The 16,190-nt window shown below is 69.2% G+C and carries 18 protein-coding genes; 11 read left to right on the top strand and 7 right to left on the bottom strand.

The genetic code is table 11. The features are described from left to right. The first annotated feature begins 83 nt into the window (after positions 1 to 83). Entirely contained in the window at positions 84 to 1,169 is a 1,086-nt protein-coding gene (gene priL / locus ABSL23_RS04720) for a DNA primase regulatory subunit PriL (RefSeq protein WP_353634910.1), read from the top strand. Here priL and ABSL23_RS04715 read toward each other — a convergent pair whose 3' ends face one another. From ABSL23_RS04715 to ABSL23_RS04705, 3 genes are all read right to left on the bottom strand, one after another. Then, positions 1,170 to 1,370 carry a hypothetical protein gene (locus tag ABSL23_RS04715; protein ID WP_353634909.1) on the bottom strand — a complete coding sequence of 67 codons (201 nt, stop codon included), beginning with the start codon at positions 1,368 to 1,370 and terminating at the stop codon, positions 1,170 to 1,172. An 81-nt stretch (positions 1,371 to 1,451) separates the two neighbouring features. Further along, positions 1,452 to 1,946, bottom strand: a complete 495-nt coding sequence (gene hjc / locus ABSL23_RS04710) for a Holliday junction resolvase Hjc (RefSeq protein WP_353634908.1) — start codon at positions 1,944 to 1,946, stop codon at positions 1,452 to 1,454. A 264-nt stretch (positions 1,947 to 2,210) separates the two neighbouring features. Beyond that, positions 2,211 to 2,387: a hypothetical protein gene (locus ABSL23_RS04705; protein ID WP_353634907.1), complete on the bottom strand. Its 177-nt coding sequence runs from the start codon at positions 2,385 to 2,387 to the stop codon at positions 2,211 to 2,213. Between the two features lie 105 nt (positions 2,388 to 2,492). Between ABSL23_RS04705 and eif1A the strand changes: the two genes are divergently transcribed. From eif1A to ABSL23_RS04670, 7 genes are all read left to right on the top strand, one after another. After that, positions 2,493 to 2,780, top strand: a complete 288-nt coding sequence (gene eif1A, locus ABSL23_RS04700; protein ID WP_059058031.1) for a translation initiation factor eIF-1A — start codon at positions 2,493 to 2,495, stop codon at positions 2,778 to 2,780. 10 nt (positions 2,781 to 2,790) lie between these two features. Beyond that, positions 2,791 to 3,678 (top strand): serine/threonine-protein kinase Rio1, encoded by an 888-nt coding sequence (rio1, locus tag ABSL23_RS04695; protein ID WP_353635402.1) that lies wholly within the window; start codon positions 2,791 to 2,793, stop codon positions 3,676 to 3,678. Positions 3,679 to 3,876: 198 nt separating this feature from the next. Next, positions 3,877 to 5,037 carry a tryptophan--tRNA ligase gene (locus ABSL23_RS04690; RefSeq protein ID WP_353634906.1) on the top strand — a complete coding sequence of 387 codons (1,161 nt, stop codon included), beginning with the start codon at positions 3,877 to 3,879 and terminating at the stop codon, positions 5,035 to 5,037. A 102-nt stretch (positions 5,038 to 5,139) separates the two neighbouring features. Beyond that, a complete protein-coding gene (locus ABSL23_RS04685) occupies positions 5,140 to 5,691 on the top strand; it encodes a KH domain-containing protein (RefSeq protein ID WP_059058037.1) in 552 nt (183 codons plus the stop codon). Positions 5,692 to 5,757: 66 nt separating this feature from the next. Next, positions 5,758 to 5,940 carry a hypothetical protein gene (locus ABSL23_RS04680; protein ID WP_059058039.1) on the top strand — a complete coding sequence of 61 codons (183 nt, stop codon included), beginning with the start codon at positions 5,758 to 5,760 and terminating at the stop codon, positions 5,938 to 5,940. 154 nt (positions 5,941 to 6,094) lie between these two features. After that, on the top strand, positions 6,095 to 7,774 hold the full coding sequence (gene thsA / locus ABSL23_RS04675; RefSeq protein WP_353634905.1) for a thermosome subunit alpha: 1,680 nt from the start codon (positions 6,095 to 6,097) through the stop codon (positions 7,772 to 7,774). A 272-nt stretch (positions 7,775 to 8,046) separates the two neighbouring features. Beyond that, complete coding sequence (locus ABSL23_RS04670; RefSeq protein WP_353634904.1) at positions 8,047 to 9,033, top strand: ornithine cyclodeaminase family protein; 987 nt, start codon at positions 8,047 to 8,049, stop codon at positions 9,031 to 9,033. 160 nt (positions 9,034 to 9,193) lie between these two features. On the opposite strand, the gene ABSL23_RS04665 is transcribed toward ABSL23_RS04670, so the two are convergent. Genes ABSL23_RS04665 through ABSL23_RS04655 form a run of 3 tightly spaced genes read right to left on the bottom strand, consistent with a single transcriptional unit; the run spans position 9,194 to position 11,316 of the window. Further along, complete coding sequence (locus ABSL23_RS04665) at positions 9,194 to 10,177, bottom strand: tyrosine--tRNA ligase (RefSeq protein ID WP_353634903.1); 984 nt, start codon at positions 10,175 to 10,177, stop codon at positions 9,194 to 9,196. A 59-nt stretch (positions 10,178 to 10,236) separates the two neighbouring features. Further along, the gene (locus tag ABSL23_RS04660; protein WP_059058045.1) at positions 10,237 to 10,629 is read right to left on the bottom strand and encodes a universal stress protein; all 393 of its coding nucleotides are present in this window, start codon (positions 10,627 to 10,629) and stop codon (positions 10,237 to 10,239) included. A gap of 24 nt (positions 10,630 to 10,653) precedes the next feature. Continuing rightward, positions 10,654 to 11,316 carry an Sjogren's syndrome/scleroderma autoantigen 1 family protein gene (locus ABSL23_RS04655; protein ID WP_353634902.1) on the bottom strand — a complete coding sequence of 221 codons (663 nt, stop codon included), beginning with the start codon at positions 11,314 to 11,316 and terminating at the stop codon, positions 10,654 to 10,656. A gap of 175 nt (positions 11,317 to 11,491) precedes the next feature. Here ABSL23_RS04655 and mdh point away from each other — a divergent pair, with 175 nt between their 5' ends. Next, the gene (gene mdh / locus ABSL23_RS04650) at positions 11,492 to 12,406 is read left to right on the top strand and encodes a malate dehydrogenase (protein WP_059058048.1); all 915 of its coding nucleotides are present in this window, start codon (positions 11,492 to 11,494) and stop codon (positions 12,404 to 12,406) included. A gap of 179 nt (positions 12,407 to 12,585) precedes the next feature. Here the strand turns inward: mdh and ABSL23_RS04645 are convergent, their stop codons facing one another. Continuing rightward, the gene (locus tag ABSL23_RS04645; protein ID WP_059058050.1) at positions 12,586 to 12,828 is read right to left on the bottom strand and encodes a ferredoxin; all 243 of its coding nucleotides are present in this window, start codon (positions 12,826 to 12,828) and stop codon (positions 12,586 to 12,588) included. A 455-nt stretch (positions 12,829 to 13,283) separates the two neighbouring features. Between ABSL23_RS04645 and ABSL23_RS04640 the strand changes: the two genes are divergently transcribed. Together ABSL23_RS04640 and cgi121 are read left to right on the top strand one after the other, a co-directional pair. Further along, positions 13,284 to 15,656 (top strand): ATP-dependent DNA helicase, encoded by a 2,373-nt coding sequence (locus tag ABSL23_RS04640; protein ID WP_353634901.1) that lies wholly within the window; start codon positions 13,284 to 13,286, stop codon positions 15,654 to 15,656. Beyond that, positions 15,653 to 16,162: a KEOPS complex subunit Cgi121 gene (gene cgi121 / locus ABSL23_RS04635; RefSeq protein ID WP_353634900.1), complete on the top strand. Its 510-nt coding sequence runs from the start codon at positions 15,653 to 15,655 to the stop codon at positions 16,160 to 16,162. Before ABSL23_RS04640 ends, cgi121 begins: the two co-directional genes overlap by 4 nt. Positions 16,163 to 16,190: the final 28 nt, after the last annotated feature.

Raw genomic sequence — 16,190 nt, 5'->3', positions numbered from 1 at the left:
GGCCGCCACCGATAGCCCTTCGGTCGCGCCCGACCGTCGCGAGCCGGGGTGTTTATCGGCGTCCGCTCGCAAGCATGGAGTCGATGAACGCGCGCCACGCTCGCTACCCGTTCCTCGGCGAATCCCGGCAGGCGGTCCAGGAGGCCGGGGTGGACCTCGCGGCGGTCGTCGCCGAGGACGACGCGGTCGTCGAGCGCGCCCGCGAGCGCGTCGTCGGCGCGCTCACCAGCGGCGAGGTCGGCGAGCCCGCGCGCTCGAACCGCGTGGAGCTGCTCTCCTACCCCGTGGCGCGCGTGCTCGTCTCCGTCGTGGACGAACACGTCCTCGTGCGGAAGTACGCTGACGCCGAAGCCAACGCCGCCTACGAGCGGTTCACCGCCGACGAGACCGACGACTCCGAGTTGAAGAGCGTCGGCGACGACGCCAGCCTCTCGCGGAGCGACCTCCTCCGGGAGTTCGACCTGACGAGCCACGTCCACGCCACGCAGGACGGCTACGACGTGGACGTGCCGACGTACCTCCTGTTGTCGTCGTCGCTGCGCCCGGACAAGTGGCGGCTCGTCAATCGCGCGCTGGACGACGGTCGCGTCCCGGTCAGCGAGCCCGAACTGGATACGCTCCTCCGGGAAGCCGTCCGCGAGCGCGTCGCCGAGGGCCTCCCGCTGAACGTCCCCGACGAGGTCGCCGACGCCCTCGAAGGCCCGGAGGCCGCGGTGCGGGACGTGCTCTCGGAGATGGACCTCACGCGCGAAATCGACACCGTCGTCCCGGAGCTGTTCCCGCCGTGCATGCAACACCTCCTCGACCAGGTGCAGCGCGGCGAGCACCTCCCGCACCACAGCCGCTTCGCCATCACTACCTTCCTCGCGAACATCGGGCTGACGACCGACGAAATCGTGGACATCTACAAGGTGAACCCGGGGTTCGGCGAGGAGATGACGCGCTACCAGACCGACCACATCCGCGGGGAGTCCAGTCCCACGGAGTACACGGCGCCGTCGTGCGCGACGATGAAGGCCTACGGTGACTGCGTGAACCCCGACGACCTCTGCGACGCCATCAACCACCCGCTGTCGTACTACGAGGCGAAACTCGACGACGAAGAAGACGAGGACCTAGAGGACTGGCGCGAGCGCGAGAGCGAGGACGGCGAGGACGCCGAAGCCTGACTACTCCTGCTTGCCGGAGAGCCAGTAGCCGACCCCGGCCATCACGAGGATGAAGACGACGACGGCGCCGATGACGCCATAGGCGCCCGTCTCACCGAACCCCTCGCTCATCGTGCCGGCGGCCACGAGGATGGCGATGAAGACGAGAGTAGACAGGATGGCGATGCCCGCTTCGAGGCGGGCGTCGGGCCCTTCAGACATACTGCGGGCTTTCGTCGGCCCCGGCAAAAGCGCTTCGAAGCCGTCGCGTCCGCCGCGAGTCGCGGCCCCGCAACGCCCCGGTCAGTCGAGCATCGACGCCGCTTCCTCGGGCGACAGCACGCCCTGCTCGACGGCGTGCAACACGTCCTCGACGTCGTTGCCCTCGGCGTCGCCGTCGCCGTGGTGCTGGAGGTCGTCGAACGTCTCGCCGTCCTCGATGGCGGTCTCCTTCTTCACGCGGTAGTTCCCGCCGTCGGTCTGGTAGACGTCCGCCGGGTGGAAGAAGTACCAGTCCTCGCGGTCGAAGCGCACGCCGATTTTGGGTTTCGCGCCGAAGTTCTGACTGAAGTACACCAGCGCCTCGACCTCCTCGCCGGTGAGGTAGATAGGGTCGCCCGCGCTGGACTTCGCCTCGACGGCGTAGAAGACGGTGCCGTCGCCCGCGAGCACGTCCGGGAGCTCGCGGTCGGTCGCCGCGCCGCTGGCGGGCGCGCGCATCACCGCGAACCCGCGCTCGTCGAAGGCGTTCACGAGCTCTCGTTCTCGTCGATTCCCTTTCGCGTTCGAGTTAGACATGGTCACCTCCATCGAATGCGTTCGCGAGCTCGCGCTCTCGGCGTCCGCGCGAGCGCCGCAGGCGCGAGTGCGGGCTCGGAAGACGAGCGGAGCGAGTCTTCCGGTGGTTGCCCTTCGCGTTCGAGTTAGACATGCTCCGCACCCGTGGCCGCTGTCATGCACGCGGCTACGCAGTCGGGGGATAGGAGGCTTGCGCCACGCGCCCGCCACCGACCTTAACGCCGAGCCGTTTCCCGCGTCTCACCACGAGCGACGACAGCGCGCCTAGAAGCCGAACATCCCCATGACCGACTTGGCCGCGCGGCGGACGACGAGCGTGAGCCCGAGCAACACGAGGACGAGGCCGGCGGCGACGATTGGGGCGTTCCACGCGACGACGCCGATACCGGCGAGAATCAGCAGAATACCGAACAGTCCGGAGAGACCGAGCTTGTCGAGCATGTGCGGGACGAGCGCCACCACGAGGGTAAGCGTACTGGTCCAGCGAGCGCGGCCCCACACCCCAATTGTGCAGGGTTTAAACCGCTCGCTGTCCTATTCGGCCCCATGAGCGACGACGAAGGTGGACGCACGAACCTTCGGATGCCCGAGGACGACGAGGTGTTCGCGGAAGTCACAGACATGCTCGGCGCGAACCGCGTCCGGGTTCGTTGCGCGGACGGGGAGGAGCGGACCGCCCGCATCCCCGGCCGGATGCAGAAGCGCATCTGGATTCGGGAGGGCGACGTCGTGCTCGTCGAGCCGTGGGACTGGCAGGACGAGAAGGCCGACGTCGTGTGGCGATACGAGAAATCGGAGGCGGACCAGCTACGTGACGAAGGACACATCCAATGACGGGTCGGCGGTGACCGACGACTTCGGGCTCGCCGAGGACACGGAGGGCGCGGCCGGCGACGAGTTCGAGGAGATCGACGTCTCGGACACTGAAGCCGACCGCATCGCGCGCCGGCAGGACCGCGAGTTCGCGGAGTTCCGCAAGCGCCTGAAGGACAACGAGCGGTTCAAGCTCGACGACGGCGCGTTCGACGACGCGACGTACGCCGCCATCTACAAGCTCGTCGAGGACGGCTACGTGGGCGCGTTCGGCGGCCCGATTTCGACCGGGAAGGAGGCCAACGTCTACGAGGCCCTGGACCACGACGGCGGCGACGTCGCGGTGAAAGTCTACCGCATCAACGCGTCGAACTTCAAGCAGATGCGGGGCTACCTCGAGGGCGACCCGCGCTTCGAGGGAATTCGCGGCGACAAGAAGGCGGTCGTGTTGTCGTGGACGCGCAAGGAGTTCTCGAACCTCCAGCGCGCCCGCGAGGCCGGCGTTCGCGTGCCCGAGCCAATCGCGGTTCAGCGGAACGTGCTCGTGATGGAGCTCATCGGCCAGGAGGGCGACGCCGCGCCGACGCTGAACGACGTGGACGTGGACAACCCCGAGACCGCCTACGAGGTCGTCCGCGAGTACATCCGCCGGCTGTACGACGCGGGCCTCGTGCACGGCGACCTCTCGGAGTACAACCTCGTGGTGTACGACGGCGAACTCGTCGTCATCGACGTCGGGCAGGCGGTCACCGTCCACCACAACAAGCACGACGAGTACCTGCGCCGGGACTGCCGGAACGTCGCGAACTTCTTCGCGCGGCAGGGCGCGGACGCCGACCCCGAGTCGCTGTACGACTACGTGGTGGAGAACGCGTCCCCGCGCTCGGACGAGGAGACCGAGCGCCCCGACGGCGAGTAACCGACCGGAATCGTTTTCACCGGACTCCGACTACCGCCGAGTATGCAGTCCGCTCCCACCGGCTGGCGCTGGCGTGCTCCGGGAGCGGACAGTCTCGCCGCCGCGGCCTGACGGGCGTCACCCGGCCGGGCCGGGCGCGTGGCTCCCTCGCTTCTCTCGCGCACCGCTCGCCGAGCACCAGCCACATCCACACACACAATGCCAGCCGACGACACCCAGCAGGACAGTACAGACTCCGTCACGCCGTACAGCGTCTCGGGCGACCTCGATTACGAGAGACTGCTCGCGCAGTTCGGCGCGGACGAACTGACCGACGACCAGCGACGGCGCTTCCCCGACCACCCGCTCGTGCGCCGCGGCTCGTTCTACGCGGGCCGCGACGTGGACGCCTTCCTCGACAGTGAGGAGCAGTCCGTCGTCACGGGCATCGGGCCGTCCGGGCCGATGCACCTCGGGCACGCGATGGTGTTCTACTTCGCGAAGCGCCTCCAGGACGCGTTCGGCGCGCGCGTCTACGTCCCCGTCTCGGACGACGAGAAGTACTGGTTCAAGGACCAGACCGCCGCGGAGACGAGCGAGTACCTCGAATCGAACCTCCGGGACCTGCTCGCGGTCGGCTTCGACCCGGAGCTGACCAGAATCGTCGTCGACACGGAGGACGCCGACGTAATCTATCCGCTGGCGACGGCGTTCGGGCGAGACATCACGAACGCGACGCTGGAAGCGGTCTACGGCACCCCGGAGAACCTCGGGCAGGGGTTCTACCCGGCCGTACAGACCGCGCACCTGTTGCTCCCGCAGCTCGTCCACGGCGAGCACGAGACGCTGGTCCCCATCGCCGTCGACCAAGACCCGCACGTGCGGGTGAGCCGGGACGTGGCCGCGAAGGCCCGCTACCCCGCGACCAAGCCGGGCGCGCTGCTGATGCGGTTCCTGCCGTCGCTGGGCGGGCCGGGGAAGATGAGTAGCTCCGAGGGCGTCGCGATTCGGCTCACGGACGACGCCGAGACGGTCCGACGGAAAGTCCGCGAACACGCCTACACGGGCGGTCGCGCGAGCGTCGAGGAACACCGCGAGCACGGCGGCGACCCCGACGTGGACGTGCCGTTCCAGTACCTCGCGGCGTTCTTCGAGCCGGACGACCGCGAACTCGCGCGCGTCGAGCGCGACTACCGGAACGGCGACCTGCTCTCGGGCGAACTGAAGGAGCTGGCCGCCGACCGCATCGCGGAGTTCCTCGGCGAGCACCAGCGTCGCCGGAACGCGCTGGGTGACGTGCGCGCGGAGCTCGCGGCCTACCGGCTCACCGACGCGGAACGCGAGCGGGCGCGGGACGCGGTCGGCTTCCAGCGCGCGTGACCGCGGAACTCGGAGTGGCCGTCAACCCGACGGAACGGGCGTGAAGCGGTCACACGACGGGAGAGAAGGCTTTTACGCGCCCGTCCAGTATTCTGGTGTATCATGAAGCACGTGAAGATTCCGCAGGACCGCATCGGCGCGCTCATCGGCGAGGGGGGTGAGACGCTGCGGCGCATCGAGCAGGCCGCGGAGGTCCGTCTCGACGTCGACTCCGAGGACGGGTCGGTCGCCATCGAGCGCACCGGCGACCCCGTTCGCGGAATGCAGGCGCCGGAAATCGTCCGCGCAATCGGCCGCGGGTTCGACCCGGACGCGGCACTGAGCCTGCTGGACGACGAGATGCGGATGTTCGAGACGGTGGACATCGAGCGCGCTGCCCGCAACGACAACGACCTCCGCCGCAAGAAGGGGCGGCTCATCGGCGAGAACGGCCGCACGCGCGAGTTGATGGAGGAGCTCACGGGAGCGAACGTCGTCATCTACGGGTCGACGTTCGGCGTCATCGGCCAGCCGAACGAGGTCGACGTCGCCCGGTCGGCCGCGGAGATGCTGCTCGACGGCGCCCCTCACGGCTCCGTCTACTCGTTCCTCGAGCGCAAGCGCGCCGAGGAGCTCAAACAGCAGGGCATGGAGTACCACGAGTTCCCCGGCTGAACCGGGTTCGCAGTCCCTGCACACGCTTCTGCGGTTTTACCTCTCACCGTCTCGTCGTCGTCACCGATGGCTAGTGATTCGGTCGTCGGGCTCGGCACGATGCTGGTGGGCGTGGAGTTGACCGTGCTGGGTCACGTCGTCGCCACGCACGCGCTGGTGCCGTTCGCCGCCGAGCCGGCGGGGAACACGCTCGTGCTGGCCGGCGTCCTGTTCTGTCTGGCGGGCGCGATGCGCGTGCGGAACGCGTAGCGGCGCGGACGCGTGCGCTCGGCGGATACTACATAAATAGGAGCGGCGGGTTCGCGGGAGTTGGCGCGTACCGGCGTCTGAGACCGTCTCCCAAGGTGTGGTACTCCCTTACGCACAATCTTTAAATAGAATCGCATTCAATCAATGAGTGACTATGGCGCAGCAGATGGGCAATCAGCCACTTATTGTACTCTCCGAGGACAGCCAGCGCACCTCCGGAGAGGACGCACAGTCGATGAACATCACCGCCGGGAAAGCCGTCTCCGAGGCCGTTCGGACGACGCTCGGCCCGAAGGGGATGGACAAGATGCTCGTGGACTCCACGGGCGAAGTCGTCGTCACGAACGACGGCGTCACCATCCTCAAGGAGATGGACATCGAGCACCCGGCGGCCAACATGATCGTCGAGGTCGCCGAGACACAGGAGACCGAGGTCGGCGACGGCACCACGTCCGCCGTCGTCGTCTCCGGTGAACTCCTCTCGGAGGCCGAGGACCTCCTCGAACAGGACATCCACGCGACCACGCTCGCGCAGGGCTACCGACAGGCCGCCGAGCAGGCCCGCGAGTTCCTCGAGGAGAAGGCCGTGGACATCTCCCCGGACGACACCGAGGAGCTGGAGAAGCTCGCCGCCACCTCGATGACCGGGAAGGGCGCCGAGAACGCCAAGGACGTCCTCTCCAGCCTCGTGGTCCGCGCCGTCCAGTCGGTCGCCGACGAGGACAGCGTCGACACGGACAACATCAAAGTCGAGAAGGTCACCGGCGGCGCCATCGAGAACTCCGAGCTCATCGAGGGCGTCATCGTGGACAAGGAGCGCGTCAACGAGAACATGCCCTTCGGCGTCGAGGACGCCAAAATCGCGCTCGTCGACGACGGCCTCGAAATCAAGGAGACCGAAATCGACACCGAGGTCAACGTCACCGACCCCGACCAGCTCCAGCAGTTCCTCGACCAGGAAGAGGAGCAGCTCAAGGAGATGGTCGATTCGCTCGCCGACGCCGGCGCGAACGTCGTCTTCGTGGACGGCGGCATCGACGACATGGCCCAGCACTACCTCGCGCAGGAGGGCATCCTCGCCGTCCGCCGCGTGAAATCCGACGACTTCACCCGTCTGTCCCGCGCCACCGGCGCCACGCCGGTCTCGAACGTCAACGACATCGAAGCCGACGACCTCGGTGAAGCCGGCAGCGTCGCCCAGAAGGACATCGGCGGCGACGAGCGCATCTTCGTCGAGGACGTCGAGGAAGCGAAGTCCGTCACGCTCATCCTCCGCGGCGGCACCGAGCACGTCGTCGACGAGGTCGAGCGCGCCATCGACGACTCGCTCGGCGTCGTCCGCGTCACGCTCGAAGACGGCAAGGTGCTGCCCGGCGGCGGCGCCCCCGAGACCGAGCTCGCGATGGAGCTGCGCCAGTTCGCCGACTCCGTCGGCGGCCGCGAGCAGCTCGCCGTCGAAGCGTTCGCGGACGCGCTGGAAGTCATCCCGCGCACGCTCGCGGAGAACGCGGGCCACGACCCCATCGACTCCCTCGTGGACCTCCGCAGCCAGCACGACGCCGGCAACTCCGCGGCCGGCCTCGACGCCTACACCGGCGAAGTCATCGACATGGACGCCGAGGGCGTCGTCGAGCCGCTCCGCGTGAAGACCCAGGCCATCGAATCCGCCACCGAGGCGGCGACGATGATTCTCCGCATCGACGACGTCATCGCCGCGGGCGACCTCGCCGGCGGGCAGGTCGGCGGCGACGAAGGCGGCGACGAAGGCCCGCCCGCCGGCGGCCCCGGCGGCATGGGCGGCGGTATGGGCGGCGGCATGGGCGGCATGATGTAAACCCACTTTTTGCCCTGCGCTCGCGGCGCTTCGCGCCGCTCGCTCGGCAAAAACTTGGGGAAAAGCGCCGTCGGACCCCCTTCGGGGGTCCTCGGCGCCCGAGCGCTTCGCGCTCGGTGAATCGGCGGCCTGCGGCCGCCGAATGCTAGCCCTCTGTTGACCCGCCTCGCACCGCCCGCTCATCGACTCGCGTCTTTCTTTCGGAACTTCCGGACAGCGGCGGCTGTCGACACAAGGGAGGTTCTAAGTGCGGCGCCCGCAATTTTTGCGGCATGGAGACGCTGCTGCTCAACAAAGACGACGTCAGCGAGAACGTCCAGATGGCGGACCTGATTCCGGCCGTCGAGGACGCGTTCGCGGCCTACCAGACGGGCGACGCCCAGATGCCCTCGAAGTCCTACATCGACCTCCCCGAGTACAACGGCGACTTCCGGTCGATGCCCGCGTACCTGGACGCCGGCGACTGGGACGCCGCCGGCATCAAGTGGGTGAACGTCCACCCGGACAACCCCACGCACTACGACCTCCCGACCGTGATGGGGACGATGGTGTACTCCGACCCCGAGAACGCCTACCCGCTGGCCATCATGGACGGCACCGAACTCACGATGCAGCGCACGGGCGCCGCCGCGGCCGTCGCCACCGACTACCTCGCAATCGAGGACGCCACCTCGTTCGGCGTCGTCGGCGCCGGCGTCCAGTCGTACACGCAGCTGGAAGCCATCTCGACGGTCCGCGACATCGAGGAAGTCGTCGTCAGCGACGTCAACGAGGACGCCGTGCGCGCGTTCGTCGAGCACTTCGAGGACCGCTTCGACGTCCGCGAGGGCTCGATTAGCGACGCCGGCCACTGCGACGTGCTCTCGACGGTCACGCCCGTCGAGGACCCCATCGTCTCCCGCGAGGACGTCGCCGACCACACCCACATCAACGCGATGGGTGCCGACGCCGAAGGCAAACACGAACTCGCCGACCAGCTCCTCCTCGACGCCAAGCTCGTCATCGACGACCACGCCCAGACCACCCACTCCGGCGAAATCAACGTCCCCTACAACGCGGGCGTGCTCGGCGACGACGACATCTACGGCGAAGTCGGCGAACTCGTCACCGGCCTCAAGGACGGCCGCACCGCCGACGACGGCATCACCGTCTTCGACTCCACCGGCCTCGCCATCCAGGACGTCGCCGCCGCCCACGTCGCCTACGAACACGCCGACGAACACGACAACGGCTACGGCTTCGACCTGCTCGGGGTCTAGGAACGCACTTTTTGCGCTGCGGGGGTGCGCCGAAGGCGCACCCCGCTCGGCAAAAACTTGCGGAAAAAGCGCCGTCGGACCCCACTACGGGGCCCTCGACGCCAGCGCGCTTCGCGCGCTGTGAACCGCGAGCGCCAGCGGCGCTCGCGGATGCTTTTCGTTACTCGCCGCGAAGCTCGCGGAGGCGCTCGCGGCCGGGCGCGATGAGTTCGTCGAGGTAGTCCGCGAGCGCGCCCTTCGCATCCGCGGGGTGGAGTTCGCCGGCTTCGAGGTCCGCAGCGAGCGCCTCGTAGTCGTCGTATTCGAGGTTCCCGCCGTACTCGTCGGGGCGCTCGACGACGACCTCCTCGAAACGCGGGAAGACGTGGTACTGGAACAACTCCAACACGGGGTTGACGAGGTCGCCCTCGGGGTCGCGGGTCGGCGGGCAGAACGCCGAGTTCACCTTCTCTTCGAGGTCTTCCGTGGAGTCCTCCATGGAGATGGTGATGCCCTCGCTGGAGGACATCTTCCCCTCGCCCGTGCCGAGGTCGCCGACGATGGGCGTGTGGATGGCGGGGCGCTTCTCGTAGCCCAGACTCGGGAGTTCCTCGCGGGCGAGCATGTGGACCTTCCGCTGGTCCATCCCGCCGACGGCGACGTCGACGTCGAGGTACTCGATGTCCAGCGCCTGCATCAGCGGGTAGACGACGTGGCTGACCTTCGCCGTCTCGCCGCCCTGAATCTCGGCCATCGCGCGCTGCGCGCGGTTCAGCGACGTCGCCAGCTCCAGCTCGTGGAGGTCGAGTTCGTAGTCGTCGTCGAGCTGGTAGTCGCTACCGAGCACGAACTCCGTCTGGTCGTCGTCGAGCCCGTACGCGAGGAACTGCTCGCGCATCTGCTCTGCCGTATCGCGAATCTCCTCGAAGGACCCCTTCCCGTTGAGGTACGCGTGGACGTCCGCGAGGAGGACGACGACGTCGAGGCCGGCGTCCTGCAGGTCGATGAGCTTGTTCGCGGTGAGCAGGTGGCCGAGGTGGAGCACGCCCGAGGGCTCGTAGCCGACGTACGCTCGCTTCCCGTCGGGGTCGTCGGCGAGCGCTTCGACTTCCTCCTCGGTCACGACTTCCGCCGCGTTCCGCGTGAGGAGTTCGTAGGTGTCCATACGACTGCGGAGTCAGCGCTGGGGGTTAAGCGGTTTGGATGCGTGCCAACGCGTCAGAATCAGGGGATGACCGTCACGGGCACGCGGTCGGCGTGCAGCACGGTCTCGGCGGCGCTCCCGAGGAGCGCGCGCTCGATTGCGCCGGCGCCGTGGTGGCCCATCACGACGTGGTCGTAGCCGCGGTCCTCGACGAGTTCGAGGATGTCGTCGCCGACGCTGTCGCTGGGCCGGAACTCCACGTCGACGTCCGTGTTGACCTCGGGTTCGGTGTCGACGTCCTGTGCGTCGAGGACGCGCGCGGCGCGGTCGAGGACGGCGTCCGTGCTCTCGGACTCGGCCTCCGCGAAGTGGACGGCGTCGAGGCGTCCCTCGTAGCGGCGCGCCATCTCCGCGGCGAACCCGAGCGCGCGGAAACTGCAGTCGGAGCCGTCGACGGGGACGAGGATGTCCATGTGCGGTAGTGCGCTGCCGCGGAGTTACGCGTTGCGGTGGAGCGCGTCCAGCGCTTCGGCGGCCTCGCGGGCGGCTTCGAGGAACTCGCGGGCGCGCCGCGGGTCGTCGGCGCTGGCGCCGCGACGCGCGAGCGCGGCAATCGAGGATTCGAGGGCGTCGGCGGCCTCGCCGGTCGCCGCGCTGGCCGCTGGCTCGCCGCGGGCCGCCGGCTGTTCGGTCGGCGCGGAACGCTGTTGGCGGGTGGGCTGGGAAGCTTGGCGGTCGGCGGGCTGGCGGCCCTCGGCGGGCGGCTGGCGCTCCGCGGCGTTCCCGGGCTGCCGGCCGGCGCGGGCGGACTCGGCCGCCTCCGTCTCGCCACTCGCGGACTGCTGGGACTGGCGAGCCGGTCGTTCCTGCGCGTCGGCTCGCTGCTGGCCGGCGTCCTGCTGTGCGGCCTGCTGCTGTGCGGCCTGCTGCTGTGCGGCCTGCTGTTGTTCGGCGGCCTGCTGGCAGTTCGGGCAGAACGACTCGCCCTCGTAGCGGAAGATGGGGTTCCCGCAGCGGTCGCAGTGCTGGTTGGTCATCGTCGCGCCCTGCAGGAGGAGTTCGCTCATGCGCTCGGTCTCGCCGCGGTCGTCGTCGGCGTACTTCTCGCGGAGTTCCTCGCGCACGGCTTCCTCGTCGAAGCCGTCGTCCGTGTCGCTCATGGGAGGATACAGGACGCGACGCCTCGAAAAGCCTGCGGCAGCCGCCCGCCGGCAGTCGATTCGACGGTCGTCGAATCGTCGTTAGTCGGTCGTCGCCGTGCGTGCGGGTGGTTTTCCCGCGTTCGCGGAGCCACCGAAGCGCTTAACGGATTCGCCGGCGGTGGGTATACGTGATATGACGAAAGTCAGCATCGTGGGGGCCGCCGGCACGGTCGGCGCCGCCGCAGGCTACAACCTCGCGCTCCGCGACGTCGCCGACGAGCTCGTGTTCGTGGACATCCCGGACAAGGAAGACGAGACCATCGGGCAGGCCGCGGACGCGAACCACGGCGTCGCCTACGACTCCAACACGGAGGTCTATCAGGGGTCCTACGAGGACACCGCCGGCTCCGACGTGGTCGTCATCACCGCGGGGATTCCGCGCCAGCCCGGGCAGACCCGCATCGACCTCGCGGGCGACAACGCACCCATCATGGAGGACATCGGCTCCTCCATCGCCGAGCACAACGACGACTTCGTGACGGTGACGACGTCGAACCCCGTCGACCTGCTGAACCGCCACCTCTACGAGGCGGGCGACCGCGACCGCCACAAGGTCGTCGGGTTCGGCGGCCGCCTCGACTCCGCGCGCTTCCGCTACGTGCTCAGCCAGCGCTTCGACGCGCCCGTCCAGAACGTCGAAGCAACCATCCTCGGCGAGCACGGCGACGCCCAGGTGCCCGTGTTCTCGAAGGTGCGCGTGAACGGCGCCGACCCCGAGTTCTCGGACGACGAGCGCGAGGAAATCCTCGAAGAGCTCCAGCAGTCCGCGATGGACGTCATCGAGCGCAAGGGCGCGACCCAGTGGGGGCCGGCGACGGGCGTCGCCCACATGGTCGAGGCCATCCTCCGCGACACCGGCGAAGTCCTCCCCGGCTCCGTCGTCCTCGACGGCGAGTACGGCCTCGACGACGTGGGCCTCGGCGTCCCCGTGAAGCTCGGCTCGAACGGCGTCGAGGAGGTCGTGGAGTGGGACCTCACGGAGTACGAGCGCGACCAGCTCGGCGAGGCTGCCGAGAAGCTCTCCGAGCAGTACGAGAAAATCGCGTAATTCCGGCGCCGGCTCGTCAGGCTGGCGCGACCTCTTTCGTCACGTCGTCCGGTTCCTCGTCGTCCGCGGATTCGTGCTCCGGTTCGAGTTCCCGTATCGGCACCTCCTCCCAGTGGTGGCACATCGCAGTCGCTAGTGTGTGATGGGTTACCATAAATCTAGGTGGGCGCGAGCGCCGCTCAGACGACCTGCTCGCCGTCCTCGTCGTAGACGGCGATGGCGTCCACGGGACACGAGCGCGCCGCGAACTTCGCGTCCAACTCGGCGTCCTCGGGCACCTCCCGCGCGAACACGCCGTCCTCGACCTCCTCGCTGTCCCGCAGGACTGCCTTGCCCGCGTCCGTGTCCTCCTCGAAGGCGTCCCACTCCGCCACGCACTGGAACATCCCGATGCAGACGTCCCGGTCGAACTCGACTCGCATACGCAACCGTGGTACCGCCCCGCGTATATCGTTGCCGGGCTAGGTCAGATCCGCTCGGCTGGAGTCGCGAGTACAGTCTCGAACACCTCGAAAGCCCCGAGGCTGTGGACTCGGGAGGCTCGTTGCGCGCCTCGGTCGCTTCGCTCCCTGCGGTGCTTGCTTCGCCTGCCTTCGTCCACAGCCTCGCCCCTTTCAGTCCACCCGGCTACCGGCCGACCAACCGGCAACGGGTGGGACTGAAAGGGGCGGCGGGCTCGCGCTCGCGTGGTCGTCTTGCCGGCCGCTATCCGCGAGGGAGCGAAGCGACCGAGCGGATATGCCGGCGAGCGACCGCGAGCCCGCCGGGGCTTTCTACACGTAGGAGACGGAGTGCTAGCGATATCCAGCGACGAGAGCGCGAGCGCTGTTCGGCCGGTGCGACAGTTTAAACCGCGGGACGCGCCTACTTCGGGACAATGAAAGTCGCGGACGTACCGGGGCTCCCCGAGGGGGTCGCCGACCACCTCGAATCGGGGGGCATCGAGGAGCTGTACCCGCCGCAGGCCGAGGCCGTGGAGGCCGGCGTCGCGGAGGGCGAGAGCCTCGTGGCGAGCGTGCCGACCGCCAGCGGGAAGACGCTCGTCGCGGAGCTGGCGATGCTGTCGGCGGTCGAGCGCGGCGGGAAGGCGCTGTACATCGTGCCGCTGCGCGCGCTCGCCGGTGAGAAGGCCACCGAGTTCGAGGAGTTCGAGCAGTTCGGGTTCTCAGTGGGCGTCTCCACGGGGAACTACGAGGACGACGGCTCGCGGCTGTCGGACAACGACATCATCGTCGCGACCTCCGAGAAGGTGGACTCGCTGGTGCGCAACGGCGCGGGCTGGATCGACGACCTCTCCTGCGTGGTCGCGGACGAGGTCCACCTCGTGGACGACGACCACCGCGGGCCGACGCTGGAGGTGACGCTGGCGAAGCTCCGCCAGCGCGTGCAGGACCTCCAAGTGGTGGCGCTGTCGGCGACGGTCGGGAACGCCGACGAGATAGCCGAGTGGCTGGACGCCGAGCTCGTGGACTCGACGTGGCGGCCCATCGACCTGCGGACGGGCGTCCACTACGGGCAGGCGGTCCACTACGACGACGGCACCCAAGAGGAGCTGGCGACGGGCGGCAGCGACAGTCAGACCGCCGCCATCGTCGAGGACACCCTCCAGGACGGCGGCTCGACGCTCGTGTTCGTGAACTCCCGTCGGAACGCGGAGGCGGCGGCGCGCCGGCTCGCGGACGTGACCAAGCAGGGCATCAGCGACGACGACCGACAGCGCCTCCGGGAGGTCGCCGACGAAATCCGGGGCGTCAGCGACACCGAAACAAGCGACGACCTCGCGGACGCCGTGGAGAAGGGCGCGGCGTTCCACCACGCGGGACTGGCGCGCGAACACCGCGAACTCGTGGAGGAGGCGTTCCGCGACCGCGCCATCAAGGTCGTCTCCGCGACGCCGACGCTCGCGGCGGGCGTGAACACGCCGAGCCGCCGGGTCGTGGTGCGGGACTGGCAGCGCTACGACGGCACCGCGGGCGGGATGCAGCCGCTGTCCGTGCTGGAGGTCCACCAGATGTTCGGGCGCGCGGGCCGCCCCGGCCGAGACCCGTACGGCGAGGCGGTACTGCTCGCGAACAACCACGACGAACTGGAGGAGCTGTTCGACCGCTACATCTACGCCGAGCCCGAGCCCGTGCGCTCGAAGCTCGCGGCGGAGCCCGCGCTCCGGACGCACGTGCTCGCGGCGGTCGCGACGGGCTTCACGACGACCGAGGACGCGCTCCACGAGTTCCTCGGGGAGACGCTGTACGCCACGCAGACCGACGACCCCGGCCGCCTGAAGCGCGTCACGAAGGACGTGCTGGCGTACCTCGAACGGAACGGGTTCGTGGAGCGCGAGGACGGCACGCTGCGCGCGACCAGCACGGGCCACCTCGTGAGCCAGCTGTACGTCGACCCGATGAGCGCGGCGACGCTCGTGGACGGACTGCGCGCGGCCGACCAGCGGGAGGCCGCGGGACGAGCGAGCGGCGAAGCCGCGAGCCGCGCGGGGGAAGCGACGTTCCAGACTGCCAGCGAGATGCAGAGCGAGGACGGAGCAAGCGACGAGCACGACGAGACGGACGACAACGGAGGCGCGAGCCCGACGCCGTTCGGCCTGTTCCACCTCGTGAGTCGGACGCCGGACATGTACGAACTCTACCTGCGGTCGGGCGACCGCGAGAAGTACACCGAGTTGGCCTACGAGCGCGAGGAGGAACTGCTGGGGTCGGCGCCCCGCGAGGAGGAGGCGGCCTTCGAGGACTGGCTATCCGCGCTGAAGACGGCGAAACTGCTCGAAGACTGGGCCTCCGAGCTGGACGAGGAACGCATCGCGGAGCGCTACGGCGTCGGCCCGGGCGACATCCGCGGGAAGGTCGAGACCGCGGAGTGGCTGCTGCACGCGGCCGAGCGGCTCGCGGGCGACCTCGACGACGTGGAGTGTGCGGCCGCCGTGCGGGAGGCGCGCAAGCGCGTGGAGTACGGCGTCCGGGAGGAACTGCTGGACCTCGCCGGCGTGCGCGACGTCGGCCGGAAGCGCGCGCGACGCCTCTACAACGCGGGCATCGAGTCGCGGGCGGACCTCCGGAATGCCGAGAAGAGCCTCGTGCTGGGCGCGGTCCGCGGGCGCGAGAAGACCGCCGAGCGCATCCTCGAGAACGTCGGCCACCCGGACCCGGAGATGGACGCCGTGAGCGCGGACGCCGACGCGGTGGCGGCCGCCGAGGAGGCCGACCGGAGCGGACAGGCGAACCTGGGGGACTTCTCGTGAAACTGGTCGCCGGGACCGCGGTCGTCGAGGACGTGGAGACGTTCGTCGCGGGCCTCCCGGACGGCAGCCCGGAGACGGCGGTGCAGGCGTTCGACGCGGAGTACGTGGCGGGCCGCGAGCACCTCGCGGCGGCGGTCAAGCACGCCGACCGCGCGTTCGACCGCGGGGAGAACGTCGCCAGCGACCGCGCGGTCGAAGTCCTGCTGTACGCGGCGGGCCGCCGGCAGATTCGGGAGGCGCTGGCGATGGGCGTCGCGGCGGGCGAGCAGGCGGTCGTGGTCGTCGTCGCGGGCGGCGACGAGGAGCGCGCGGCGGCGGCAGTCGCGGCGTTCCTCGACGACGCGCGAGTGCTGGCGGCCGACGAGCCCGGCGGGGCGGGCGTCTACGGGGACCGCGAGACGATTCGGGAATTCTTCGACGTGGGCGACGCCGAGTTGGACGCTGCCGCGGGCGACCTCGCGGGCGTCGTCCGGGAGCGCGTGGCGCTGCTGGACGTCGAGAAGTAGGCGGCCAGCACGCATTTGCCGGGCGCGT

This window comes from Halobacterium sp. NMX12-1, from assembly GCF_040435975.1.
GTDB lineage: Archaea > Halobacteriota > Halobacteria > Halobacteriales > Halobacteriaceae > Halobacterium > Halobacterium hubeiense.
The sequence above is the reverse complement of the archived record's forward strand: the minus strand, read 5'-3'. Positions and strand labels throughout refer to the sequence as shown.